Genomic DNA, 23,453 nt, shown 5'->3' with positions numbered 1-23,453 from the left:
TTCGGAATGTACCCGCGCGGGTGGCGTATGCGTTGCAATCGACGGATCCTATCCTGCGAGGTTCAGAGTAAGTCGCCATTTTCGCGCGGGGTGGAGGAGAACCTCGGTGCGGTCGATCTCGATCTGACGGCCGGCAAGTTTGCCAACATTAATGCCGAGGCCTCCAATATCGAAGTGCACGGCGAACACCTGCCGGAATCCATGTTGAAGATGATGGGACACTAGTCAGGTTGTCGTTCGGTTGGAGATGGTGGTCTGTTCCAAATCGACCTTTCATCTCGTCAATGCGAAGCGCCGTCACCCGATCTGGCATTTAGGTGGTGCTCGAGGGCCTCAATGCTGGCCAGCATTTCAGCGAATTCGACTGGTGTACCGAAGATCATGGCCGACATCCGTTCATAATCGGCAGCGAGTTTGGTGCGCATCGCCGCTGTCGGGACGAGACGATAGCTACCGGGAACAGCGCGGTCATATCGGTGGTCGGGAGCTCGAAACATCAGTTCCTTGTGTTGCCGGCAGGCTTCGGCGAGATTCACCATCGCGGCTGTCGCGATGCCATAGTCGGGATGCGTCCAGATCTGATGGACGTCGTAATAGTGGCGCGAGTAGCGATTGAGGTCCGGAACTGGACGATCCGGCTTGGCCTCCTCTCGGCGCTTCTCGCTCATCTCGGTCATCGCGTGCAGGATGAGCACCTTTTCCCAGAAAGTCCGCTCCGGCCTCACGGTCATGACGTTGCGAACCGTCAGGTCGAGATCATCCGGGAGCTCTTGCGCGACATACGGAACGACCTCGCGTGGCTCGGCCGGCTCAGGATCGGGACGTGCCCCGCCCTCGATGCGAACCGCCGCCTGCACATAGCCGCTGACGGTATTGAAATCACTCTTGTAGCCAACCACCAGGATGTCGAGTGCATCCTTGTTACGATAGGCGTCGAACCCGAATTCGACAGAGAAATGCCCCGCCAGCCTGGCGGCATTCTCGACGAGAGAGATTTCCCGAACGAGCTCATCCCTCAGCGGGCCTGAGATAAATTGGCGCGCCGCCTCGTCGACTTTCTCTGAAAGCGCCCGCTGTTGCTGATTCACGGAGGGAAGCGCGGCGATATCGGCTTCCACGGGAACGTGCAGATCAGCTTTATAGATGCCGATGTCGATGTCTTCCGAGAACCTGTTGATCAGGCGATAGGCTTTGCTGAGACTGGTGCCGCCCTTGAAATAGAGTCCGACCGGATCGCCGACCCGGCGGTTGAAGAGGAAGTCGAGCACCCAGCAGACATAGAGATCCTTCTCGACGTTCTGCGCCTGGGTGCCCAGCCGGGCCGCAGCCGATTCAAAAATCGCCCGTCGCTCATCGGCGCTCGACCGGAGGATATCTATGAACGCCTTCTGCATGCTTGTCCTTCGCGGGATTGCCGCCTGACATGCTGTCGCCCGCCAGGTCGGCGAGCCTCTTGGTGATCGCCTCGACCGGCGCGTACATCCATGCCGGCATGGCCTGAAGGTTCTCGCGCAGATCGGTCACAACCGTCTGCCGGTCCGGATCGCGCGATAGATGTCGGACGATACCGTTGATTGCAGCATCGAGGCTCGGCCGATCATCGCGAAACCAGCTCAGTGCCTGAACCACGCGCATCGCCGGCCGGCCGGCCCAGAAGGCCGTCTTGGCGGAGATGCGCTTGAAGTCGAGCTTGTAGACGACGGGCTTCGTTTCCTTGGGATCGCCGGCGCTCGCCTCGATCTCGATCGTCCGCGGATAGGTGTCGGCGTAAATCGTGGAGCGTGCGGGAACGGCCGTCGTCAGACCGAGATCGTTCGCAGCGGTCATGCCGTCGACCAGCACGCGCAGCTTGTCCCTGCGGGCGATCGCGTTGATGAAGGAGGAACGTGGCGGGAAAAGGACCTTGCCGGTCAACTTGCTGGTGTCGGGCTTGTCGTAGAGGCCGCGATATGGCCGGCGGATGTCGCCTCTGTGGGTGAGCCTCTGCAGCGCCTTCTCGACGGCGTTCGGCGTTCCGATATCGAGGAAGTCGGCGCGCGACCAGACGCCGGCGGGTGCCCCGCGGGCGATCCGGTCGTGAATGCGATCGAGCGTATCCGACGTCGGGTCTGGCATGAGACCTCAGAGTTTGCCCGAAGATTATATATAAATTTTGGCCAGTAGCAATCCTATGGGCCATACTGACCATTTTTTATATTCAAATTTTGGTCAGCATCGGCGACGACCGAACGAGCGGAACTTCGCTGAACTACGAGCAAAAAGCTGGGTCGCGATCGTCGCGGCCTATGTACTCGTGCTTCACGCCGTATTCACAGATTTCCTGACAGGCGCTCACGCCAATATGCTCGCGCTCGATCGGATGCTGGCCCTGACGCATTGTGCGCCCAGTGGTGACGCTCCGATCGGAGCCCAGTATGACAAGTCTCCGACGCATGCGGATATGAGCTGCCGCACGGCTCTGCCATGCTGGTCGGCTCCTCTCCGACCCAACCCGGTTTCGAGCTCCTGGTCCAGCGGCCGGCTGATCAGATTGCGTTCATCCGGCGTCTCGATCGGCCTGTCGGATTCCTCTCCGATTACTCTCCCGGCACTCCGCGCGCCCACACGCGTTAATCTGAGCCGCCGTCCGGCCCTGTGGCGTCCGCGACGGCTGTCTTCAGCCTTCCGCCGGCCGTCGCGATGATGCTTGCGCCGCATCCGATGCCGTCACGGCGCGGATCACGGTGCCATGCCCCTCCCGTCTTCTGACACGCCTCGCGAAATGCTGCGCACCGGCACTCGGCTGCGCATGATCGGCGATCGCGCAGCCCTGAGACGAACGCACTGAGCGGATCGGCACGGGTTAGACGATCCCCCAGGCGCGATAGCGCTTTCGGCCGGTGAGCTCGCGTGGAAGGCTGGCACCGAGCTGCTTCAGCATCGCCTCAACCGCCTGCGGCGAGACCTGCAATCGCGCAGCGGCCAATTGCACCGTGACCAGCGGCGAGGCCACGAACAAATCGACCAGCTCGGCCAGTTTCGAATTCCCCCGTCTCCCCTCACACCTCCGCAGCATCAGGGTTCTGGCCAACCCCAACCGATCAAGCTCCCCCTGCCCGAAGGCCGCCGCTTCGACGAAAGCGCCGAGCAGCCCGGCGACCCGGACGCCCAGTGCCTGATGCGGGCTCCAGCGAAACCGTCCCCGCCTTAAGCCCAGCCCGAGCGTCGGCAGATGCACCTGCGCCAACCCGCGCTGGCGCAACACGGTCGCGGCCAACGCAAAGCCGAGTTCGCCGGCCCGTTCCGACGGTTCGAACACCAGCCAGGCGTCGAGCGCGAGCGCGGCGGCGAGCGTCGCCGGTAGCCCCCTCCCCTCTTCGAGAACGGCAAGCCAGCGCTCGCAGCGTCCGGCGGCGTCATAGCCGGGATCGCGCAGGATCAGGTTCTTGCGGCCGGCGTCGGAGGACAAATCGTTCCAGGCGTCGAGCTTTTTGCGGGTGCGCGCCAGCAAGGCGTCGAGCTCGGCGAAGGCTGGATCGGTGGCGTGATCGGGCTCGTCGTCGACGCCGGCATCGTCCTCGTCGACCGGATCGTCATCATCGTCTCTATCGAGGTGGCCCCGCTCCCATGGTGCCGAGGCCCAGTTGGTGGCGACCGGCGCGGCCCCGCGCCCTTCCGGTTGCTGCGGTTGCGTAAGCCCGAGCCGCTGCCGCAGGGCACTTGGGCTCAGCATCTCGCCCGCATCGCGTCGCGCCAGGCGCCGGCGCTCGTCGAGGATGGCGGCGGCGCGGGCGATCTCGTGGCTCGGGCTGCGTACATCCATGCCGGCATCGTGCAGGACGAGGTCCTCGAGCGGGCAGAGGCCCCCAGTGAGCCCGATCAGGGCCTGGGCCTCGAACCCGTGGCCGCGCTGGCGCACGCCTTCGGCGAGTTCGGGGACGGCGCGGGCCAGGCGCTCGTCGCAGCGGGCAAGCGTGATCGCCGCGGCCTCGGCGGCCATGGCGCAGTCCGAAACCAGGGCGTTTCGGTGGGCTGGTGTCAGTTCATATGAGATTGAATTCACATCATAAACATTATCAAATCCAATCTATTTAGCAATTCGATTGTTTCACTCTGATAGTCGTCACTTTGAGCATCTAACTATCGATAATTACCTCTTATCGATAGTGATGGACATGCCGGCCGAAATCGGCGATTCTGACGCTCCAAACCACCGCCGTTGGCCATCGGCCGACCTCAGCTCGACGAGAATTGGCCTTGCCGAAGCACGCTGCTCGCCCGCAAATGGTCGACAATCACCCCGTCCGCGTCGTGCCAAGGGACGCTCTCGATCCCGGACTGCCACGATGACGAGTCCCCGTGCTGCCCAAGATCCGCAGCCGCCAGGAGCGTGGGCGGTCCTCGATCCATTGACTGCAGCGATCATCATGTCTGTTCGCCTCGACATCGCCTGCATTCTGGAAAACGACGAGGCTCCGCCGCCTGTCATGTTTGCAAACTGGGCAGGTTTGGAGCGCTGGTCGACCCGGCACGAACTACGTTGCAGCCCGATTGAAGGAGCCCGCACAACCTCTGCCGTCAGGATCGTCGGGGACTATCAGGCGATCAGAGGCGACGTATCGTTCAGATACGATCAGGTTTGGGCGCGAGCAGGCTATAAGCGCTATGCGCGATCTCTCAGAACGGTCGCCCTCCGCGGCTATAATGTAGACCAAGCCGCGATGTCTGGAACGCATGCCGATCACGTCATCAACCGGGGGCGACTGCGCCAGCACCCGGAAGCATGGGTCACGATATTCCCAGTGCACCGCAGTGCGAACTGCCCGTTCGGCTCGATTGAAAAAATGCAGCCGGAGATCGGGAAGGACACCTCGCGCGTTGATCTTCCCGCACTGACGGCCCTCAAATTGTTCTGTGGGACCCTACCGCGTACCCGCGCCGAACTTTCTCACGCGATGCGTGATGTCAGAGGCCAACTGGATCAGAACAGGCCGATCACGAAGGCGTTCTGCGACGAGATGGAGGCTTTGGCTCTCGTCCATATGAGGTCGGAGAAGCCCATGGGCGTGAGTGACGAGCTGTGACCCGTGCAACTACTGAGCCGATGGCGTCGTCGCAAAGTCCCGAGATGCAGCGCGCCCTGCAGCTTGATGCGCTGTCCGCGATCCTGCCGATGGAACGGCGCGATCAACTCGCCAGAATCCTGACCGACGACGATGTCGCAACGCTGCGTCACCTTGCCAAGGAGGGCATGGGCGAGAATTCCTTGCGCGCCCTCGCTTCGGACCTCGCCTATCTCGAGGCCTGGGCGATCGCGGCGACGGGCTCCTCCTTGCCTTGGCCGACGCCGGAAGCGCTGGCGCTGAAGTTCGTGGCGCATCATCTCTGGGATCCGCGGCAGCGCGAAAGCGATCCGGCACACGGCATGCCAGACGCCGTCGCCACCGCCTTGCGCGTAGACGGTCATTTGCGGGTCGAGGGCCCACATGCGCCGTCAACGGTGAAACGCCGGCTCGCCCACTGGTCGACTCTGCATCGCTGGAAAGGGCTCTCGGGTCCGTTCGCCACCCCCTCATTACGCACCGCGGTACGTCTGGCGATACGAGCCAGCACCCGCCCGCGTCGACGCAAGAGCAAGCGCGCCGTCACGCGCGACATCCTCGACCGATTGCTCGCGACCTGCCGCAGCGATCGCTTGAGCGATAGCCGCGACCTTGCCTTGCTGCTGATCGCATTCGGCTCGGGCGGCCGTCGCCGCAGCGAAATCGCGCGCTTGCGCGTCGAGCAATTGTCTGAAGAGTCGCCGGTGCCGCTCGATCCGAACGATCCTGACTCCGCCCGCCTGCCCTGCCTGGCGATCACCCTGGGCAAAACCAAGACGGCACAAGCCGACGACGACGTCCGCGTCCTGATCGTCGGGCCGCCGGTCGAGGCCCTCCGTGAATGGCTAGAGCGCGCGACGATCGACAAAGGAGCGATATTTAGGGCGATCAATCGCTGGGAGGGCCTCTCGGATCGCGCTTTAACTCCACAAGCCGTCAATCTGATCCTCAAGCGCCGCTGTGTCCAAGCCGGGCTCGACCCGGTGACGTTTTCGGCGCATGGGCTGCGTTCTGGCTATCTGACCGAAGCCGCTCGCAACGGCGTACCCCTCCCCGCGGCGATGCAGCAGTCGCAACACCGCTCCGTCCAACAGGCTGCGAGCTACTACAACGACGCCGACCGCCAGTTCAGCAAAGCCGCCCGTCTGGCAGTTTGACCGGACGAGTTGAGACGTCCGCGGGACATCGCTTTGCAACAACCTCACATTCTCGCGTCGCTCGGCACCAGGTGCCCGTAGGCTCTGAAATCGTCCCATTCGGACCGGCAGGAGCCCAAACCATTCTCTCCGATAAGATCGAAGGCCCCTGAGGTCGATGCCGAAGCCAAAAAGCCCATAAACGGCCGCTGGTGGGCTTTGAGCCTTCTCCCTGGTTACCCCTGCCGACGCAGGCGCGAAGGGCACTCAGCGAGCGTCCTGCGAGGTCGATTTTTTTACGATGAATTGAATTTGCAGGCCCGGGCTGTCGGACCTACCGCAACAAGGGTATCACCGTAACCGCGGCGATCGCCATGCGATGGCGCTGCGAATGAGAATGCCGTTGATCCGAGCCATTGAGGCTTCCGAGCCGTCTGGTGTGCGCATGACGTCGCCTTCCTCGCAAGGCAGCTTCGATCGCATCCGGGCCTCGTGCAATCGCGATTGTTGGAACAGCGGCAAACTCTCGTCTCGTGTGGCCAGGCAGCAACGCGTTCTCGCGCAGCGAACAAGTCGCCTGCCGCAAAGGCCTAGGGCTGATCTCCAGTCGGGGATTACCATGCGCCCAAGCAGGCCGGTAGCTCAAGGGTCAGAGCTGGCTGCTCACAACAGCGCCGCAGCCGGTTCGAGTCCGGACCGGCCTACCACGCTCCCCGGACTCATCGACCCTCCGACGATGAGCTCGGGCTAGGCGTCGTCCTTTGTCGTTTTCGATGCGACGACGTCATAGCCGCGCCGGGTCTTCCTGAGGAGCCAATCCTGTAGTGCCTCGGCTGCAGTCTCGCGATCATCATACAGAACCAGCCGCCGCCGACCGGAACAGCCCCGACGTCCCCATTCGCGCACGAGCGCGATATCACCAAACAAGGTCGGCTCGATCGCAAGCACGTAGAACCGCGCCATATTCTGTGCTGGATCGGATCGATCCAGCACCAGCATTTGCAACCGCGGCGGCGTCTCTTCAGCTAAGGAGCTTTCCATGCGCGCATCTGGCGCTCATGGCACGCACCGGTCCAACGCAAAGGATGAATCAATCCCGTGCTACGGATTCATGTCGCTGATGAGCCGTACTACGTTGCCAACCCGGATCGGCCGCGAGCACCCACCCCTACTCGTCAACGACGCTGACCCGAAAATGACGCTCTCCAACCTCGTCGATAGCGACAACAGATCCAGCAACAATCTGGTTGAGCTTGAAGAACTCGGCGATCCAAGCGCGCTTCCGAAAGAGTTTTTTGGTGCCGTCAAGGTCGGTCGATACAGGCTCCGATCCTCCCCATTCGATCGAAAGTTTGATCGCAGCTGCTTGCGCGCGGTTCGATCCGCCGACCGTGTCGGCCGGGAATTTTTCGAAGAACGGCCTCAGATAGATGTGATTGCTCTCGAGGTTGCCCTGTGTGATCGTCGCGATGCCTATCCGCCTTGCAGCCTCTATGCTGGAGGTGGGAGCCAGCCGGATCGCGCTTGACGGCTTCCGGACTTCGCGATGTGGCTCGACAACGGCTTCAGCGCGTGCGCTCCCAGTAGCTGATCGAGCTACAGCCTCAGCTCTCAGGACAACTTCGGCCGACGCTCTCGCGTCCTCACCAGCGTCATGGTGGACGAAATCCAGACCAAGGTGGCGCTTCAGCGACGCGAGCCCATGTCCACCTCGGCCCTTCAGCTCCGGCCATGCTCTGCGAGCCACTTGGACACTATCCCGCCAAATCCAACTTGGCCGCTGCAGACCGTCGCGCTCGCACGCGGCGGCCATCGCGGTTTCATCGAAACGCGAATGCTGAAAGACGACATGACCGCACAGCACCTCCTCCAAAAGAGGATAGACTTGTTCGAAGGTGGGCGCGCCGCTCACAGTGCGGGCTGTGATCCCATGGATCCGGCTACAGGACCAGTCCGTCGTCTGCGGATCGACATAGGTGACCCAGGTCGAGATCGTATTGTCAGGTCGAACAAACGCGACGCCGATCTGGCAAATGCTGTACCGCTGGTAATTGGCTGTCTCGACGTCCAGGGCATGAAACCGGAAATCCCCTTCTGGGATATCGTCTATCGGGAGACGCTGCCTTGCCTGCTTTTGCACTGGTTCCACTCTTGCTCAGAACGACCATCGTTAGGCTGGGCCAGCGCCCAATTGTGACAGGAAGCCCTCACGGACAAGCCGCGTCCTGTGCTTGCCGATCGTTTGCTGGATATACCGCCGCTCCGCTCCTCATCGCCCACCACAACGTCGTTTCGTTCCCCCGGGTCAAAGTCCGGATTTCGCTCGCAGGTCCTCTACGGTCGCCGCGCTAACGAGCTCAGCTTGGCCCACCAGCACACCGCCCTTCATCACCGAACAAGCGGTTACACCTGGACGTGATTGCATATCCCGATATCGACGAAGCGCCTCGGCGGCGGAAGGGGCAGTTTCCCTCACCTTGCTACCCCGGATCGTGGCCTTGATTTGAAACACGTCTATTCCCTTGAACCGTCGAAAGGCCGAGCCCGCCTCCAAATTTCGAATCGGCTGGCCCGAACGCGCGCAGTGATACCAGACCCAGATCGCTCTGACTCCGATCCGTGCTGAACATCCGCCACCTCGTTCATCCTAGCCCCCGCAAGTTCACGGGGCGGTTGCCGAGCATTTCCGCCTTTCGAAGCCGCAGAAGCCTTAAGCGCGTTTCGGCTCGCGCCTCCGGCTTCCGATCAACGCCATCAGCATCGGCCCGATCGAGAACTCATTGGCTTCGGCTTTCCGCGTCAGGCCTCGCAAATAGCCGCCGGCGCTAGAAATCGCCTCGCCGCGCTGCAGGATTGCCGCAACGACAATCGACGCCTCCGTTTCGCCCATCGCATTCTGCGCATCGAGCCAGGCGCTTGGGCTGATTCCAAGCATCGAGCGCACCATCGCAGCCGTCGCCAGGAAATCTCGCCAGTTGGCGATCCCACCACGGGCATAATCGATGATATCCGGGCAGGCATCGAGGACCATTCCCAGCGGGAACGGCCGTTCTGTCTTCCTGGCGGGTTCAGGATCAATCTCGACCGAGGCCACCCTGCTTTCTGGAAAGCGAGGTTCAAGATCAATAGGAAGGTCTGGATTTGAATTCTGTTTGTGGCGCTCAGAATGAGACTCATTGGCGCTTAGATTCTGCGCTTTGGCGTGGATTTCCAGCAGGTTGAGGATCTCGTCTGCCAACATTGATAGCTCACCGGCGATTGGCTCCAGAATCTCGCGCGGAGCGGTGCGTGGAATCCGCCCGGCAATCGTCCGGTAGAGCGTATGGATCTCCTGCCAGGTCGAAGGCCCCTGCCCTGCCGCGTGCGCCGGGACGTTCTCCTCGACGGCCGTCGCGATCATTTTCACGATGTCCCGTCTGCAGACCGTGATCCGTTCCCGAACGAGCTTCAAGGCTCGCTCCTCGAGCCTGACGCCTTCGGCCGCGGCCTCGATCTCTGCCGAACGAACCACCAGCGGAGACAGATCGAAGCCGAAGGCGAGCTCGACGTCCCCTCCCCTCCCCTTTCGGGCGTAGCGCTTCCCGTTCGGGCTATCGCGGCGGATGATGAGTCCAGAGTCCACGAGCACGGCGAGGTGCCGGCGCAGTGTCGCCGGCGACATGCCGTGCGCCCGCAGGGCCAGTTGCTGGTTCGAGGGGAAGACGACCAGCTGTTCGCCCGTCAAGACCGTCTCGGGATGGAATGTGAGCAAAGCGTCGAGCACCGCCAGGGCGCGCTCATTGACGCCTAGTCGAGCCTTGGCCGTGCAGATATCCCGAAAGAGATTCCATTTATGGACCGCCTTCTCGGGTGGTCGTTCTTTCGCGAGCGCCTGATTTGCCACATGGGCAAGAGTCAGCGACCGCCGCCCAAAAGGCGTCGTTGCGGCGTGATTAACCACGTTTCTTTACCTTCAATTAGGCAAAAGAAATCCGCTCGCCGAAATGGCGCTTCGTCTCCAAGAGACTCTTGACGGCGATTCGAGGAAGTGCGATTCTCAAGGTGCGAACTACGAGAAGGGCTTCCGAGACACCGTTTCGGGGGCCTTTTTCTTTTGCTGGTTTATCTAAAGCCTATGATTCCGAGATGGCTCTCAGATATTCCGGCTGTTTCCCATATCCCTCCTCCTTGTCGCTCCGATCTCGCTAACTCAGTGCCCGACGGCATCTGCGAAACGCCGCATCAGCTCGGGCAATTCTGACTTCATGAACTTCGCAAAAGCCGTCGCGGAGTTCGCATCTACGACCAGGCGCACCTCACGGTCCGCGAAGGTCGCCTGACCCAGCCGGTATCCTTCCGGAGTACGCAGCTCCAGTTTTTCACGGCCCTGGCTCTTGCGCACAGCCGGCTTCTCCGACGCCTGCCAGACGATGTTGAAGCGATCGTCGCTGCCGAGGGATTTCACCCTCTCCTCGTTCAGGACCGCATCGACGGCTGAACGAAGCTTCACGTCCTCGAGTTTCTCGGCAAGGCCAAGCCATCTTGCGCGACCGATCTTGGGGGCCGGTCCGATCTTATGGATGAAGGCTTCAGGAATGCGCCGCGCGATCGTGATGTAGCGGCTGAGGTCGGCCTTATCGGTAGACAAGGCCGACACGAGCGTGTTCCGGTCGTGGCCTGAGTCTTCGAGCCGCTTTGCAAAAAGAGCCTTCTCGATGAACGAAAGATCCTGACGATCGAGATTCTCACGGCCTTGGGCAATGATCAGCTCGGCGTCGCTCAGCTCGCGGACAACCGCCTTGACCTCGCGACCAAGAGTGGCGGCCGCGCGAAGACGGCGCCGGCCATATGCGATCTGGAAGCGACCTGGTTCACGCGGGTGAGGGCGAACCAGAATGGGCACTTGCTGCCCGTTCTCCGCAATGCTGGCCATCAACTGGTCGAAACCGGGATCGATCTCGATCGGGATCCGGTCTGCAATGGTGGAGCCCTCAATCTGGCTCGCGTCCAATGCGACGACGACCTCCCCCGCGGCTAGTTGCTGCCGAAGCTTGTCGACTGCCTTTGCGCTTTCGGACAGTTCCTGAAGCGAAGCTCCCATCGCCGCGACTGCGCCGGTGCGAAGCCGTTCGGCCGGCTTGACGGGTGAGGGCGCTGGAGCTTCCGGCTTGGTGAAGAAAAGCGAGTTGACCTGGTCGCGGCGGCTCACGATCGCCCCCTTTCCAGTTTGATGCGAGCGTCGTTGGGAGCTCCCAACAGGCACTTAGTCGAAGCAGGTCGGCGCGCCTGTTGGGAGCTCCCAACACACGCGCATCGCCGCTCGAAGACCCGGCCGCCGTAGACAGAGCGACCTGTGACGAGAAACTTGTGTCCCAGTTGTTGGGAGCTCCCAACAAAGGCGGCCGCAGAGCCTCGAACCGGCGACCGTTTCAGCGACAAGCGGCGAGACTGGCGCCCAAACGAAGCGGGCGGGCGAACGTGTTGGGAGCTCCCAACAAACTCATTCGGCGGCCGTAAGGACGGTTTATGTAAAGGCGGCGTCAGAGAGGAGTGGATATTGCTCACAGCCGCCTTCCCCACGCGGCTTTGATGAGCCCCTCAACTTCCTCGTTGACCGCGCTCAAGGATTCCATAGCCCGGTCGTATGTAGTCCGAGTGAGATTCTCGCGCCCAATCTCGTAAAGCGTCTGCTTGGTCAAACCGGCGTCCGATATCGCGGCCGACTTCACCATCGCGTTGGTGAGAACGAAGTCGTCGAACAGGTTGCGCAGCAGCGCGGCGACCTTTGTCTGCGGAGCGTCCTGCGGCTCATACCGCGTCAGCAGATAGCGCAGGAAATCGTACTTCAGCTCGCCTCCCGCCTCCCGAACCACCCCGAGTAGATCGCGCGTCATGAGCAGGAACTGGCTCATCGACGCGATGTCCAACATCTGGGGATGGATGGTGACGATCATCGCGGTCGCTGCGCAAAGGCCGCTGAGCGTCAGGAACCCCAATTGAGGAGGGCAATCGATGACCACTACATCGTACCGGTCGGCGACCTCGTCGATGGCCCGGGCAATACGGGTGAAAAAAAGTCCATCGCTGGTGCGATCCTTCGCAATCAACGCCTTCGGCGTCGCGTGCTCGAACTCCATGAGTTCCAGGTTTCCGGGCACCAAATCGAGGCCGTCGAAATAGGTCGAACGCACGATCTGGCTTAGCGGCCGCTTTTCGCCGTCATATCGAATGGCTGCATAGAGCGTCTGGTTCGCTGCGACGTCAGTCTCGGGCAAAAAGCCGAGGAGGGCGGAGAGGCTCGCCTGAGGATCGAGATCGACTGCCAAGACCCGATAGCCCTGTAGTGCGAGGTGCTGAGCCAAGTGCGCAGAGGTCGTGGTTTTCCCCGAACCACCCTTGAAGTTCGTGACCGCTATGACCTGAAGGTGCTCTTCTGGACGTCGGTGGGGCAGAAACTCGACGCTCTCGCGCCCTCTCACCGAGCCGGCGAGCATTTGCCGAACTTCATTTATCTGAGCAAGCGTATAAAGGCGCCGGCCATTGCTGCTTGTCTCGGGCATCGGACCTTCGCCCGCCAGCGTCATTTTGCGCAGGGTCGAGTCCGAGATACCGATCAGGCGCGCAGCCTCGCCGGAGGTGAACCGACGCAACATCTTCTTTGCAAGTGGCGGGAAGAGCGCTTCGCTCATGGCCTGCAGCTGCGAGCTGAGCAATTCCGCCTGGGCGCCGATCGTCTCGTCGACGCCGTCGATCACGACACGCGAATGTTCTGCGGCAGCGCTCACGCTAAAATTCTTTCATCACGGAAAACAGAGCTCTTCGCTCATTTATCCGTGACGATACCAATCGGCCGCTCCGGAGCAAGGAATTAGTGGTTAATGATTCGTTAACACGATCACCCGGATGCTCCAAGTTTGGTCAATTTTCTCTTTTATTTGCAGGTACTTAGGGCCGTCGTATTGGTCAGGCCCGGGCACAGCCGGCTCTGTACATTTCGTCGTCCTCAAGGAGTTCCATGAACATTCCTAAAGCGCGTTCCGCTCGAATCCATCGACTCAGGCACGAATCGCTCGACGACAATACCCAGCGCTTTGGTCCAGAATTTCGATCGATAGCGAAAGTGCGCCTCCACCAGCGTGCATCTCCGGCGCAAAGGATCAGAACGCGATTCCTTGAAAAGGGAAGGGCAGGGCGCCATGCTCCAGGTCGATCATCGCCGGTCGCCGCTATGCGGGATCCGCTACGCGAGCCCGCTGGTTGGGACGTGCCCCACGCACCAGGTTCCGCACTCCATCGGCGAGAGGCCGTGCTTGTTCGCCAGACGATCATGCGGTCTCGATCGTTCCGGCGGGCGCGAAGGAATGCGATCCGTCGATGAAAGAGCCAGCGTGCTTCTCCGACATCGTCAGTTCGTCAGCATCCTGCGGCACACGACGACGGAGAAAATGCACGGTCCATCGGCCGGCAACTGACTTGGTGACGCTTCGGGCCGACTGCCCGATCTCCCGCGCCGCGGCGCTCGCGCCGTTAACGGTTTTGAAACTTCTCTAGGACATTATGTCCGGGTCGAAGGCTTCAAGCGCATCTCGTAAAGCAATCTGGCGAAGCAGGTTATCGCTCCGGCCGCAGCCATTTCTTGGGGCCAGCCGGCATGAACGGCGCGCTGAAGCCAGGTTTGAAGAGATAGTTCGAGAGCCCCTGCGGCTTCGACGACTCCGCCATCGGTGGCGGTCCACACGCCATCATGCGGCGCCGGGACAAACTGGCTGGTCAGCGCACGCAGAAAGTACGCTACGTGCTCCGGAGGGCCGGAAACAAGCCAGCGCTGTACCGTTCGGGATGTCAGGCCAAGTCCACGCGCGAACGTCGAGTGCGTAAAGCCCAAGCGGCGTAAGGCGTCTTTGAACTCATCTCCGTCCATCTGCGTCCTGTCGAGTCGAGCAGCGGTAAGAGTCGGTCGGGCATCGCAAACGCCGGTTGACCCCGCTTCCCCCAAACTCTGAGTGCGCCTCGGTTAACGAGGTGTTGAGGCTGCGTGAGTCTCCAGCTTCAAGAATTAACACTTCATTCATTCAAAGCGACATGCCGTCGCCTCTCGATCCTTGTGGATGACGCCGATGTCGGGCGTCGCGCCGACCTCTCTGCCGCCTGCCCAGAGCCCCCAACCAGGAGTTACAGAACGTGTTCGACAACCCCGGACAGCGCGCGATTGCGCTTGCAAGAATAGGCGTCCTTCGTCGCCTTGCCGACGATCTCGCAGCCATCGTGGATGGGAGGAAGCCGTCCCCCGAGGACCTTGCTTCCGCAGTTTCGATCCAGGGCACAATCGGCCAGCGCTCGGTTCCCTGTCTCATCGGCCAGGTGAGCAATCACCCGAGACTCGGCAATCGCCTGATCACGACCTCCCAGCTCTTCATGGTCGATCCCGACGGACGCTGGGCGCGGACCCTCTCGCGCTTCTATCGCCTCGCCGACGACCCCCAGGTCACGGGTCGCGAAGAGGTGCTCAAGTGAGAATGCGGGGCACGAAAGCCTGCGGCTCGTTCAACTGCGACAAGGACGGTACCTTCGAACTGCTCGTGCATATGGAAGCGGACCCACTTGTCGCCTCGTATGGGGGATTCAATTTCGAGACCGTATTGCCTTGCGGCGAGGCAGCGGCGCTCGACGAGGTCGCCGCATTCTCCCTCAATCATCAGGCCGGGCTCTTCGTCGTCTGCTCCGTGAGCCCGAACATCGAGCGCAGTGCGGGCTTCCGCTCAGCCTGGCAGCACGCCGACTTCAAGTTGGCGCAACGGGGAACGTGGCTGTTCTCGACCACGGCCGAGAAGCTGAGGCGCGAGCCCAAATGGACGCGGGCCCGAGAGCTCGCGCGTTGCGCCGGCGTGTATGTCGACCGTCGTGACGAAGAACGCGTCGTCGACTATCTCACCCAGGTTCACCACGCTCCGATGCGGACCTGCGCCAGCCTTTGCATTAACGGGGCCGACAGCCTCGATGCACTCTACAAGCTGATCTCGGCAGGCGTCGTGTTCCTCGGCTCCGAAGACGACGTCCTGCCCTCGGGAAGCGTCACGCTGCACCCCCCGGAGCTCGCGTTCGATCGCTTGGCGATCGGTTGGCTTCAAGAGCCGTCAGGTGCGCTCGTGAGCCGGACCGCGGGTTTCCTGCCTCGGCTAGCGCCATAGACCTACCAAGCCATTCCAGGCCTCCCGGCAGCGCCGAAGCTGCTCGGCGCCGCCTGGCAGCGCTTCATCATCATTTCGGGAGCCGCTTCGCGTGAACGACCTACCCCATCCACATGACCGTCTCCGGCGGATCAAATCCGTTCAGATCCTCCTCGAGAGCCACGACCCCCTTGGGCCTTCGATCAGGCGATTGGGGAACTCCGATGCGATCGGGATCACGTTCCCACGCGATGCACTGCGGCGTGTCGCGGACTGGCCGGAACTGTCACGGCGTGGCGTATATATGCTGATTGCTCCAGATCCCGGCGATCGCGCGATGCGCATCTATGTCGGTGAAGCCCAGAACCTGCTGACGCGCCTCTCGAGCCACGAACGCGACCGCCTTTACCCGCGCTACGTCCAGATCGCGATCGTGGTCAGCACCGACAACCAGCTCCGCGAGGACGTGGCACAATATGTCGAACAACGATTGGTCGAAGCCCTGATTCAGACCGGCATGGTCGAGGTGGAAAACAAGCCCCCGGCCTATCCAGAACTACCACTCGAGGTACGCGTCGTCGCCGAACACTTTTTCCGGGACGCGCTACTGCTGTTCGGCCCTGTCGAACCGATGACCGGAATGGCGTGCGCGACCATCCTGCAGCAAGAGCGCCTGAGCGATTTTCTGAAGGACGATCCGGCTCCACCTCCACTCTGTATCGAGAGCAGCGTCGTCTACGAACTGCGCCGCGAGCACTGCCATGCGTTCGCGGTCAAGGCCCAGGATCGCACCATGCGAGTCCTTGCTGGAGCAAGGATTGCCGGAGAGATTCATTTCTCTCTGCCGAAGCGCGGCCGGGAATTGCGGGCTCGGCTGATCACGGCAGGCACGCTCGTTCGCGAACCGGACGGCCGTGCCTACATTCTGCTCCAGGACGTTTCGGTCTTCAGCTATCGCGGCGCCGCCGATCTCGTCACGGGGCGCAAATCGGACGGCTATCACAGCTGGAAGCTCGCAAACTTCAACCTCGGAGAGGGAGAAGAAGATTGAGCGGCACGACCTTCAACGAGCTCCTCATCGAAGACGACGTCGAAGAGGAAAGCGCAGCACCAAAATCGCCTTCCCTCAAAACGCGTTTCGGGGAGAGCCCACCCACCCCCGGAGCGCAGATCGCGCGACGCATGTTGTGGGCCGCGTGCCCGGCGGTATGCCGCAGGGACATCGAACGCAGGCGGTCGCTGGTCGTCATCGTCGAGGCTCCGGCGACCTGGATCGATCTGATTCAGGAAGCCGCCCGCGATCTCATCCGTCCGGCCGACTTCGTCGTCAACGAACGGAAGCCCGGGCCGAGGACTTGGTCTCTCCAGGAACTCGGCTTGCGGAATGCGATGGGATTGCGCCGCTCGTTCGTCATCCTGACCACGCAAGGGGTAAGTGGCATCAGTCCATCGGTGCTCGCGGCTGCGGATCATCATATTCGCATCGCTCCTCCCGATCGACCGATCCTGGCTGCCGCCCTCAAGGCGGTCTTCGGCCTGCGGCGATCCCCCAGACTGCCTGCCAAAATCGACGCCACGGGTGACGGCAACGCGATCGTCGCAGCGATCCGTCCCGGCGAGTCGGCGGGCCGCGCGATCCGCCGTTTGGCGAGCCTCTCCAAGGATCGTCCGATGTCTATCCTCGATCTTCCCGAAGGACCGGGCCTGTCGGACCTGCACGGCTATGGCGCCGCCAAGGAATGGGGTTTGGCCCTCGCGCACGAGATCGACGCGTTCCGCGCCGGCGCCGTCAGATGGGCTGCGATCAGCAGCGCGGCGATCCTGCATGGGGCGCCAGGGGTCGGGAAGACCTACTTCGCGGCGGCTCTGGCGAGGACCTGCAAGATCCCGCTGACCAGGACCTCGCTCGGCCAGCTCTTCGCCTCGACCGCCGGCGATCTCGACTCGATCGTCAAAGGGCTGGATCGGGCTTTCGAGGAGGCGCGTGCCAAAGGACCGAGCATCCTGTTCATCGACGAGCTCGACGCTCTGCCCGATCGAAAGATGCTGACGGGGAGGGGGCGAGACTGGTGGTCGCCGATCTGCAACCACTTTCTCAAATTGCTCGACGATGCACGCGACCGGGTCGTCGTTCTCGCAGCGACCAACATGATCGACCGGATCGACGATGCGATCCTTCGTCCGGGCCGCATCGATCGTCATTTCGAGATCGCGCTGCCCGATCACGATGCCCTCGTTCAAATGCTCAAGCATCATGTGGGGGATGATCTCGCCGGAATAAACCTCGCCCCCGTCGCGCGCCTGGCTCAGGGGCACACGGGAGCGCGGATCGAGCTCTCGGTGAAGGCAGCGCGGGCGGCTGCCAGGCAGGCGGAACGGGCCCTCGAATTCAAGGACCTCCTCGATCAGTTCTTGCCCCAGTCGGAGGATTTGCACGAGCTGCGAAGAATCTGCGTTCATGAAGCCGGGCACGCACTCGTCGCCCATCTGCTCGGTCGGCGCGTTCGACACGTCACTACGCTGGGTGACGACCAGCGCGGCGGTTGCGTCGAGATGGAACCACTGGAAGGGGCCGTGTCTCGCCGCCAGATCGAGGACCAGGTCACCATCAACCTGGCCGGCCGCGGCGCGGAAATTCTCTTGCTGGGATGCGCCTCTTCGGGTGCGCATACCGATCTGAAAGTCGCCACCCAACTTCTGGCCGCCCTGCACGGATCCTTCGGTCTGGGCGACAGCTTGATCCATCTCGCAACGGCGTTGGATCCGTCTGTCCTCATAGCGAATTCCCGGCTCCAAACTATCGTCGAGTCGGATCTCCAGCGCCTCGATGCCCGGTGCACAGCGCTTCTTTCCGAACACCGCCTGCAGCTGCAGGTGATCACCGACGCATTGGCGATCAAGCGCGTGGTCGACGGCGAAGAGCTGGCACGGCTGGTTGGTTCCCGATGACCGATCTGACCCGCGAAGAATGCGAATTGCTCCTGAGAACCGCGATCCGCATCCTTTCCAACTGGCAGGTTCGGGACGAGGAGGGACGGCGCATTCTCGGTGACGTCGACGAGGCCACCTATGCAGATTGGCGAGCAGGCCGGGGCCACGCCGTGCCGACCGGCACGATGGCCCGATGCGCGATCCTGATCGGCATTCACAAGGGCCTGCGGCTCATGTTCCGCGACCCGGCTCGCGGCTATGCCTGGATGTCGCACGCCAACAAAACCTTCGGGGGCGCGACGCCGATAGCGACGATCGCCAGCGGAAACCTCCAGGCGCTGCGACGATTGCGCGACTATGTCGCGGCACAATCTCAGCTTTGGTGAAAGAATCGGCGATCCATTGCCTCAAGGACAAAGCGATCCAGATCGCGCGGCGGGAGGGGGTCAGCCTGCACGACGCGGCCGAGCGGTTCTCGACGAAGCCGGAGACGCTGTACAATTTCTACGGCGCCGACTGGGATCTCGGGAACCAGATCGACGCCGCGGAGGCGCAAGGGGAGCGTCGCCGCTGGCGACGCGCCTTCGAGCGGGCGAGGGCACGGCGCGAACTGGCGGAGGTGAGCCGCAGCGCACGCGCCGGCGCTCTGCGACCGGGGGCGATGGGATTGCGGCCGCCGCCGTAGTCCCGGCGCTCCAGCCCGCTCCGGACGAGGGCGTTGGGTCCGTCCAGGCGCAAGCCGCCGTCGCGGCACCGGCAGAGGTCGGACCCGACTGGCTGACGGTCAGGGCGGGGCTGAGGTTTTCGCCCACGTCACCGCCGCGATCTCGCGCTGAAGCAGTCATTGTCGGCGAGGATGCCGAAAGCGGGAAGCCGATCATCGGCGGCGCGGCGGCAACCGATCCAAGCGCCGGAGAATGGCCTCAGTCCAGGATCGAACAAAGGATTGATCGGCGTTTTTTGCAGGATCTCGTGAACGGTCCTTGCTTGCGCGAAGGATTGGAGGCGAACTCCTTCTTACGTTCCCCTTGAATACTCGATGCAATCTTGCTGCACCGGCTCGTCGATGCTGTTTTTAGATGCTCCCATTACTATCTTGATTGGCGCAGAATCGGAAATTATATTCTGGATCAAAATGGCTCAAGCGCCCGACCAAGCGCCCAAAAATTCGATAAGTCACTCCTAAATAATGTTTTTTGACGATTTACGTCACATTAATCACCGCGTTCGCCGCCCCATCGCGGAAGGTCATTGCCCCCGACTCGCTGTCACCTTTAAGTCTGTGAGGACAAGATGCCCAGCCTCGACGAAGATATCGCCTGGTTCAAATTTCTGTTGGAGGCAGACCGTTTCGCCGAAGGCGACTATTTTGATCGGGTCCCAGCGATCGCAAGCCTGATCGGACTGTGCGGCCTGCCTGGCCGGCGCCTCAGCAGTCTCAAGCGCCGCGACTTCGATCTTGAACCTGGCACCGCGCATCTCAATCTCGTTGAACCGGCCTGGCAGGCCCGCCGCATTCCGATTGTTGAAACCGCCCGCATCGTCCTGCAGCAGCAATGGCGCCGCGCCCCGAACCAGAAGGCTGAGGCGGCATTTCTTCAAAACGTGTCCGGCGGGAAAATGGGCGGCCAGCAGATCTTCCAGCACTTCCGTGATGCCAGCCGTCTGCTCGGGCGTCCCGATGTCACGGTGGGCTATCTCCACGGCTTGTACATTCGGTTGGTTGAGATCCAGAGGACCCCGAGCAATGGACGCGCCATCGCCCAGCTTTGCGGCCGGGTTATCGACTTGGTCCCGGGATCCGAACACCGGTCGCCGGATGTCGCGGAGCTGAGGCGACTGCTGGAGGCCGCATTGCCGCTGGCCAAGCCGTGGAGGCTGCTGACACATCGTGTGGTTCGGCGGGGTCAAGCCGACACCGCCGAGAACAATCTCCGCTTCTCATGGTTGGGCCTAAAAGACTGACGGCCGCCGCGGTATCCTGATACCGGGAAAATCGCGGAGGCCTGGCGAAAGAATGGAGCGGGAACCGCTCGGAATCGGGGCGGATACGCCATCGTCACCGGGTACCGAACGGCATCTAAAGGTACAGCAGGGTTTGACAAATCGCCTGACCAATCGACGGCAGATAATGCGACCCTTGGCCAAAGCCCACAGCAGCCGGGGATTTCGCACATCCCGGCGCAAAAATGGCCACCCTCCCGACGGCTCTGTCCGGCCCCCAGCGCCGCGCCAAGCCGTCCGTCGAGCCCTCTCGCCAAATCCTGAATCAAGCCCTTGCCCCGCCTTGCCCCATCAAGCGCGTGCCACCAGCCCCGGCCCGCTAAACCTCCGACGAGGATCAGGGCTGAACAGCGGCCCAGACCTGAAAGCCGCGGTGCGTGCGGCCAGCTCGCCCTCGCGCCGATAGGGCAAAACGGGGACAGTTGCGCGCCCCAGCAATCCCGTCCCCAGCCGGCGCGAGCTTCACTCAATTGAACAGGTCCGGGCGCAGCCGGCACTCCTGCAGCGCCATCGCGGGATCCAGCGTGCCGTTATCCAGCCACTTGCCATAGACCTTGGTCAAGGTCTCCTGCGTGATCGACAAAAACTGCGCAACCACCGCGGTCGACACGCCCATCTGCAACAGGATGGTCGCGCAAGTGTGGCGGAAGATGTGCATGGTGACGTTGACGCGTGCACCGTTGGGCCGCACGAAACGCTCGTCCTCGCCCTCGCCGAGATAACCCTGCAGGCCGGCACGGACGACCAGCGGCCGCAACAGTCCGCTCACCGGGGACGAGAACCCGGTGCCGTCAGGCTTGTGCGCCACCCAGGTGATGCCGTTGGCGAGATCGCCGCGCTGCCAACGCAGCATGTGCTGGCCCAAGCGCGGCGGCATCTTGCAGGGGCCCGCTTGCTTGATGTCGTTCTTGGGATAGAGAAAATCGCTGCGATAAAAAATGCCCGCATCGAAATCGACATAGCCGTTTCGGCCATCGCGGACCCAGCGCATCATCAGCAGGATATCGGCGCGCGACCCGGTATAGAACCCCATGATGATGATCCGCGCGACCGCCTTGCTCGACAGGCGGTAGCCGAGCCTCGGATGCACCGCCAACACGGGCCGCTCGACATAGCCGGGAATGCCGGTCTCCTCCAGACGCCAGCGCTTCCTCTGCTTATCGAAAACCCAGTGTCGACCGCGCGAGTCGAACACGGCCTGCGTCTTCCAGCCGCCCTTGGCCTTGTCCCAGACCCAGCCGCGGCAGGCCAGCAACAGCCGCGCCACCTCCTTGCGCTTGAGCCAGGACACGCGCGGTCCATCGTGTTTGAGACCCTTGAACCGCGGCACCCAACTCAATCCGGCGAACAGCGCGAATTCGCCGATGCAGCGCCGCAAAAACACCAGCTCGGCGTTGATCGTGGATGCTGCGATCGGCAGCTTGTTGCCGCTTGCATCCTCATTCAGCCCTTTCGTCTTCTCGCGAAACGGACGGTAGCCTTCCATCACCCGGGGATCGGCGACGTCGCCGAGCACCTTTCCGGCAAAAAAAGCCTTCAGCGGCTTGGCCACGGCCTCATACTGCTTGCGCCGCCTGACCGAGGCAGCGCCGAAGAACGAGATGCCGTAATCGAGGACGTCCTCGACCGCGACCAGGGTTGGCAGCGTGAAGCCGATCAGCTTGGCGCGAGCGAGCTTGTATTTCAGGTTAGCCGCGCCCGCCAGCAAATGCGACTGCGAGAGCCGAAACCCGGTGCTGCGCCGCTCATGATCCGGCAGCACCTCATAGACCATGGGATCGGCGCCGTAGCCGCCCGAGGCGGTCTTGCGCCATCGCAAGGCATAGAGTTGATGCTCCGGCGGGCGACCCCGGCCGCGGCCCAATGGATTGTTGCCGAGGCGCTGAATCGCCGCCGAGATCGTCGCGATATCGAAAGCAAGCTCTTTCGCGAGCTGCGGGAAGGCGCCCGGCACAGGCGCCTTGGGCGCAACTTCGCCGGCAAGAAGTTCAATCAGCTCCAGCAACTGATCGGCCGTGAGCATGCAACCGGTGACCAGAGACGGCCTGAGCGGCGTGCGGTGCGCGACCAAACTGTCCTCGGAGACGCTGACGAGGGCGTTCATTGAAAGCTCCTGGCAAAAGCTTCCCCACGCGGGCGAAGGCCGCGGGCAGTCAGCTCGGGGGGACAAGAGAGCGGCAAACTCGCGCGGCCTTCAGCCCGCTTCTGTTACGGGGATCGACCGGCTGGGATCAGTCGGATCTAGGCGTGGGCGTGCGGGTGCATGTCGTCATCTCCCTGATCGCTCTGGGCGTAACGAAGAGCTTGCCGGCCAGCCGCAGAAACGGCAGCTGCCCGGCCGCAATCGCGTGCCGCAGGCTTTTGACGGTCAGTGGTCCATGCGGCCACCAGAGAGCCGCCGCCTCGATCAAGGTCAGGATTTCGTCCTGCGACCAAAGCTCCGGTCGAGACCGTTCCTGAATACGCGGCGGCAATCTCAAAGAAAACCTATCACATCCATCGCCATTCGTCGACTGGTCGCGATATGATTTTTTTTCTATACTCATATAGATAGCCTCCTATTCTATGCTTCACTTTCGGCATCTAAATTTTTACTTTGAGTGAAGGATTGTCGAAAATTCCTTGATTTCGATCCTTACCCCCCGCTGTCGCTCGGCTCTGGTGGCGACTCCAGCGCCAACGATCCAGCGCGTCGTCGGGCCGGCGCCGGCTGCAGCGCTAATCGCGACGTCCGGTCCGGGACGCTCGCCCAAGATCCGGGTTCATCGCCTCGGCGATGAGCAGCGCGTGCTTCAGGTGGCAGGGCCGCTGCACCACGCTCAAGAATGCCGGGTGAATCCACCGGCCGACGCGGACCATCACCGGCTCGTGACGCGGTCGCCGGCCTTGACGGCAAAGGCCACCGTGAGTCTTTGGAATGGCCGATTTTATCCTTGCGAAACCAAATTTAATCCTTGGTCGGCCAGGGATTTAAGGAATGCCATATCGGTCCTTGGTCTGGCTGCGTCCCTCGGCAAGACCTTGATGAACCTTTCCACCACCACCGCTCCGCCGCACCGATCGTAGCTCCAAGACCATCGGAACCTCCAAGCCCCCCTGAACGCGCGAGCCGGTCGGGAGGGCAGGGCAGGTCGGCGGCGGAGCAGGACCTGGCG

Annotated in this window: 20 protein-coding genes and 1 tRNA gene; 11 read left to right on the top strand and 10 right to left on the bottom strand. The window is 62.2% G+C overall.

Annotated features, from left to right (window positions below):
* Positions 1 to 90: 90 nt before the first annotated feature.
* Positions 91 to 225 carry a hypothetical protein gene (locus ACQKLX_RS21265; protein WP_427363552.1) on the top strand — a complete coding sequence of 45 codons (135 nt, stop codon included), beginning with the start codon at positions 91 to 93 and terminating at the stop codon, positions 223 to 225.
* Positions 226 to 281: 56 nt separating this feature from the next.
* On the opposite strand, the gene ACQKLX_RS21260 is transcribed toward ACQKLX_RS21265, so the two are convergent.
* From ACQKLX_RS21260 to ACQKLX_RS21250, 3 genes are all read right to left on the bottom strand, one after another.
* Positions 282 to 1,394, bottom strand: coding sequence for a nucleotidyl transferase AbiEii/AbiGii toxin family protein (locus ACQKLX_RS21260; RefSeq protein WP_427363551.1), 1,113 nt, complete (start codon positions 1,392 to 1,394; stop codon positions 282 to 284).
* Positions 1,351 to 2,115, bottom strand: a complete 765-nt coding sequence (locus ACQKLX_RS21255) for a DUF6088 family protein (RefSeq protein ID WP_427363550.1) — start codon at positions 2,113 to 2,115, stop codon at positions 1,351 to 1,353. The genes ACQKLX_RS21260 and ACQKLX_RS21255 overlap by 44 nt, the downstream gene beginning before the upstream one ends.
* Positions 2,116 to 2,842: 727 nt before the next feature.
* Positions 2,843 to 3,979, bottom strand: a complete 1,137-nt coding sequence (locus ACQKLX_RS21250) for an RHE_PE00001 family protein (RefSeq protein ID WP_427363549.1) — start codon at positions 3,977 to 3,979, stop codon at positions 2,843 to 2,845.
* 427 nt (positions 3,980 to 4,406) lie between these two features.
* On the opposite strand from ACQKLX_RS21250, the gene ACQKLX_RS21245 reads away from it, so the two are divergent.
* The 3 genes from ACQKLX_RS21245 to ACQKLX_RS21235 all read left to right on the top strand — a co-directional run bounded on the left by ACQKLX_RS21245 (position 4,407) and on the right by ACQKLX_RS21235 (position 6,924).
* Positions 4,407 to 5,063 (top strand): hypothetical protein, encoded by a 657-nt coding sequence (locus tag ACQKLX_RS21245; protein ID WP_427363548.1) that lies wholly within the window; start codon positions 4,407 to 4,409, stop codon positions 5,061 to 5,063.
* A 44-nt stretch (positions 5,064 to 5,107) separates the two neighbouring features.
* Positions 5,108 to 6,238, top strand: coding sequence for a site-specific integrase (locus tag ACQKLX_RS21240; RefSeq protein WP_427363547.1), 1,131 nt, complete (start codon positions 5,108 to 5,110; stop codon positions 6,236 to 6,238).
* A gap of 610 nt (positions 6,239 to 6,848) precedes the next feature.
* Positions 6,849 to 6,924, top strand: a tRNA-Val gene (locus ACQKLX_RS21235).
* Positions 6,925 to 6,964: 40 nt separating this feature from the next.
* Here ACQKLX_RS21235 and ACQKLX_RS21230 read toward each other — a convergent pair.
* The 5 genes from ACQKLX_RS21230 to repA all read right to left on the bottom strand — a co-directional run bounded on the left by ACQKLX_RS21230 (position 6,965) and on the right by repA (position 12,981).
* Positions 6,965 to 7,258 (bottom strand): WGR domain-containing protein, encoded by a 294-nt coding sequence (locus tag ACQKLX_RS21230; RefSeq protein WP_427363546.1) that lies wholly within the window; start codon positions 7,256 to 7,258, stop codon positions 6,965 to 6,967.
* Between the two features lie 127 nt (positions 7,259 to 7,385).
* On the bottom strand, positions 7,386 to 8,357 hold the full coding sequence (locus ACQKLX_RS21225) for a 3'-5' exonuclease (RefSeq protein WP_427363545.1): 972 nt from the start codon (positions 8,355 to 8,357) through the stop codon (positions 7,386 to 7,388).
* A 570-nt stretch (positions 8,358 to 8,927) separates the two neighbouring features.
* Positions 8,928 to 10,157 (bottom strand): plasmid replication protein RepC, encoded by a 1,230-nt coding sequence (gene repC / locus ACQKLX_RS21220; RefSeq protein ID WP_427363544.1) that lies wholly within the window; start codon positions 10,155 to 10,157, stop codon positions 8,928 to 8,930.
* A gap of 249 nt (positions 10,158 to 10,406) precedes the next feature.
* A complete protein-coding gene (repB, locus tag ACQKLX_RS21215; protein ID WP_427363543.1) occupies positions 10,407 to 11,405 on the bottom strand; it encodes a plasmid partitioning protein RepB in 999 nt (332 codons plus the stop codon).
* A gap of 352 nt (positions 11,406 to 11,757) precedes the next feature.
* A complete protein-coding gene (repA, locus tag ACQKLX_RS21210) occupies positions 11,758 to 12,981 on the bottom strand; it encodes a plasmid partitioning protein RepA (protein ID WP_427363542.1) in 1,224 nt (407 codons plus the stop codon).
* 1,396 nt (positions 12,982 to 14,377) lie between these two features.
* Between repA and ACQKLX_RS21205 the strand changes: the two genes are divergently transcribed.
* The 7 genes from ACQKLX_RS21205 (at position 14,378) to ACQKLX_RS21175 (ending at position 20,259) form a co-directional block, all read left to right on the top strand.
* A complete protein-coding gene (locus tag ACQKLX_RS21205) occupies positions 14,378 to 14,710 on the top strand; it encodes a DUF6634 family protein (protein WP_427363541.1) in 333 nt (110 codons plus the stop codon).
* A gap of 2 nt (positions 14,711 to 14,712) precedes the next feature.
* A complete protein-coding gene (locus ACQKLX_RS21200) occupies positions 14,713 to 15,384 on the top strand; it encodes a hypothetical protein (protein WP_427363540.1) in 672 nt (223 codons plus the stop codon).
* A 91-nt stretch (positions 15,385 to 15,475) separates the two neighbouring features.
* Complete coding sequence (locus tag ACQKLX_RS21195; RefSeq protein ID WP_427363539.1) at positions 15,476 to 16,414, top strand: hypothetical protein; 939 nt, start codon at positions 15,476 to 15,478, stop codon at positions 16,412 to 16,414.
* A complete protein-coding gene (locus ACQKLX_RS21190; protein WP_427363538.1) occupies positions 16,411 to 18,312 on the top strand; it encodes an AAA family ATPase in 1,902 nt (633 codons plus the stop codon). Before ACQKLX_RS21195 ends, ACQKLX_RS21190 begins: the two co-directional genes overlap by 4 nt.
* Positions 18,309 to 18,680 (top strand): antitoxin Xre/MbcA/ParS toxin-binding domain-containing protein, encoded by a 372-nt coding sequence (locus ACQKLX_RS21185; protein ID WP_427363537.1) that lies wholly within the window; start codon positions 18,309 to 18,311, stop codon positions 18,678 to 18,680. The genes ACQKLX_RS21190 and ACQKLX_RS21185 overlap by 4 nt, the downstream gene beginning before the upstream one ends.
* Positions 18,674 to 18,979, top strand: a complete 306-nt coding sequence (locus ACQKLX_RS21180) for a hypothetical protein (protein WP_427363536.1) — start codon at positions 18,674 to 18,676, stop codon at positions 18,977 to 18,979. The genes ACQKLX_RS21185 and ACQKLX_RS21180 overlap by 7 nt, the downstream gene beginning before the upstream one ends.
* 608 nt (positions 18,980 to 19,587) lie before the next feature.
* Complete coding sequence (locus tag ACQKLX_RS21175) at positions 19,588 to 20,259, top strand: hypothetical protein (protein WP_427363535.1); 672 nt, start codon at positions 19,588 to 19,590, stop codon at positions 20,257 to 20,259.
* Between the two features lie 505 nt (positions 20,260 to 20,764).
* On the opposite strand, the gene ACQKLX_RS21170 is transcribed toward ACQKLX_RS21175, so the two are convergent.
* Both ACQKLX_RS21170 and ACQKLX_RS21165 read right to left on the bottom strand, forming a co-directional pair.
* Positions 20,765 to 22,402 carry a site-specific integrase gene (locus ACQKLX_RS21170; protein ID WP_427363534.1) on the bottom strand — a complete coding sequence of 546 codons (1,638 nt, stop codon included), beginning with the start codon at positions 22,400 to 22,402 and terminating at the stop codon, positions 20,765 to 20,767.
* Positions 22,403 to 22,529: 127 nt separating this feature from the next.
* Entirely contained in the window at positions 22,530 to 22,844 is a 315-nt protein-coding gene (locus ACQKLX_RS21165) for a hypothetical protein (RefSeq protein ID WP_427363533.1), read from the bottom strand.
* Between the last annotated feature and the right edge of the window lie 609 nt (positions 22,845 to 23,453).

Origin of the sequence: Allobosea sp. NPDC003192 (assembly GCF_050275675.1) — a bacterium.
Classification (GTDB): domain Bacteria; phylum Pseudomonadota; class Alphaproteobacteria; order Rhizobiales; family Beijerinckiaceae; genus Allobosea.
Note: the sequence above shows the minus strand (reverse complement) of the source record. Positions and strands in the feature narration are given on the sequence as shown.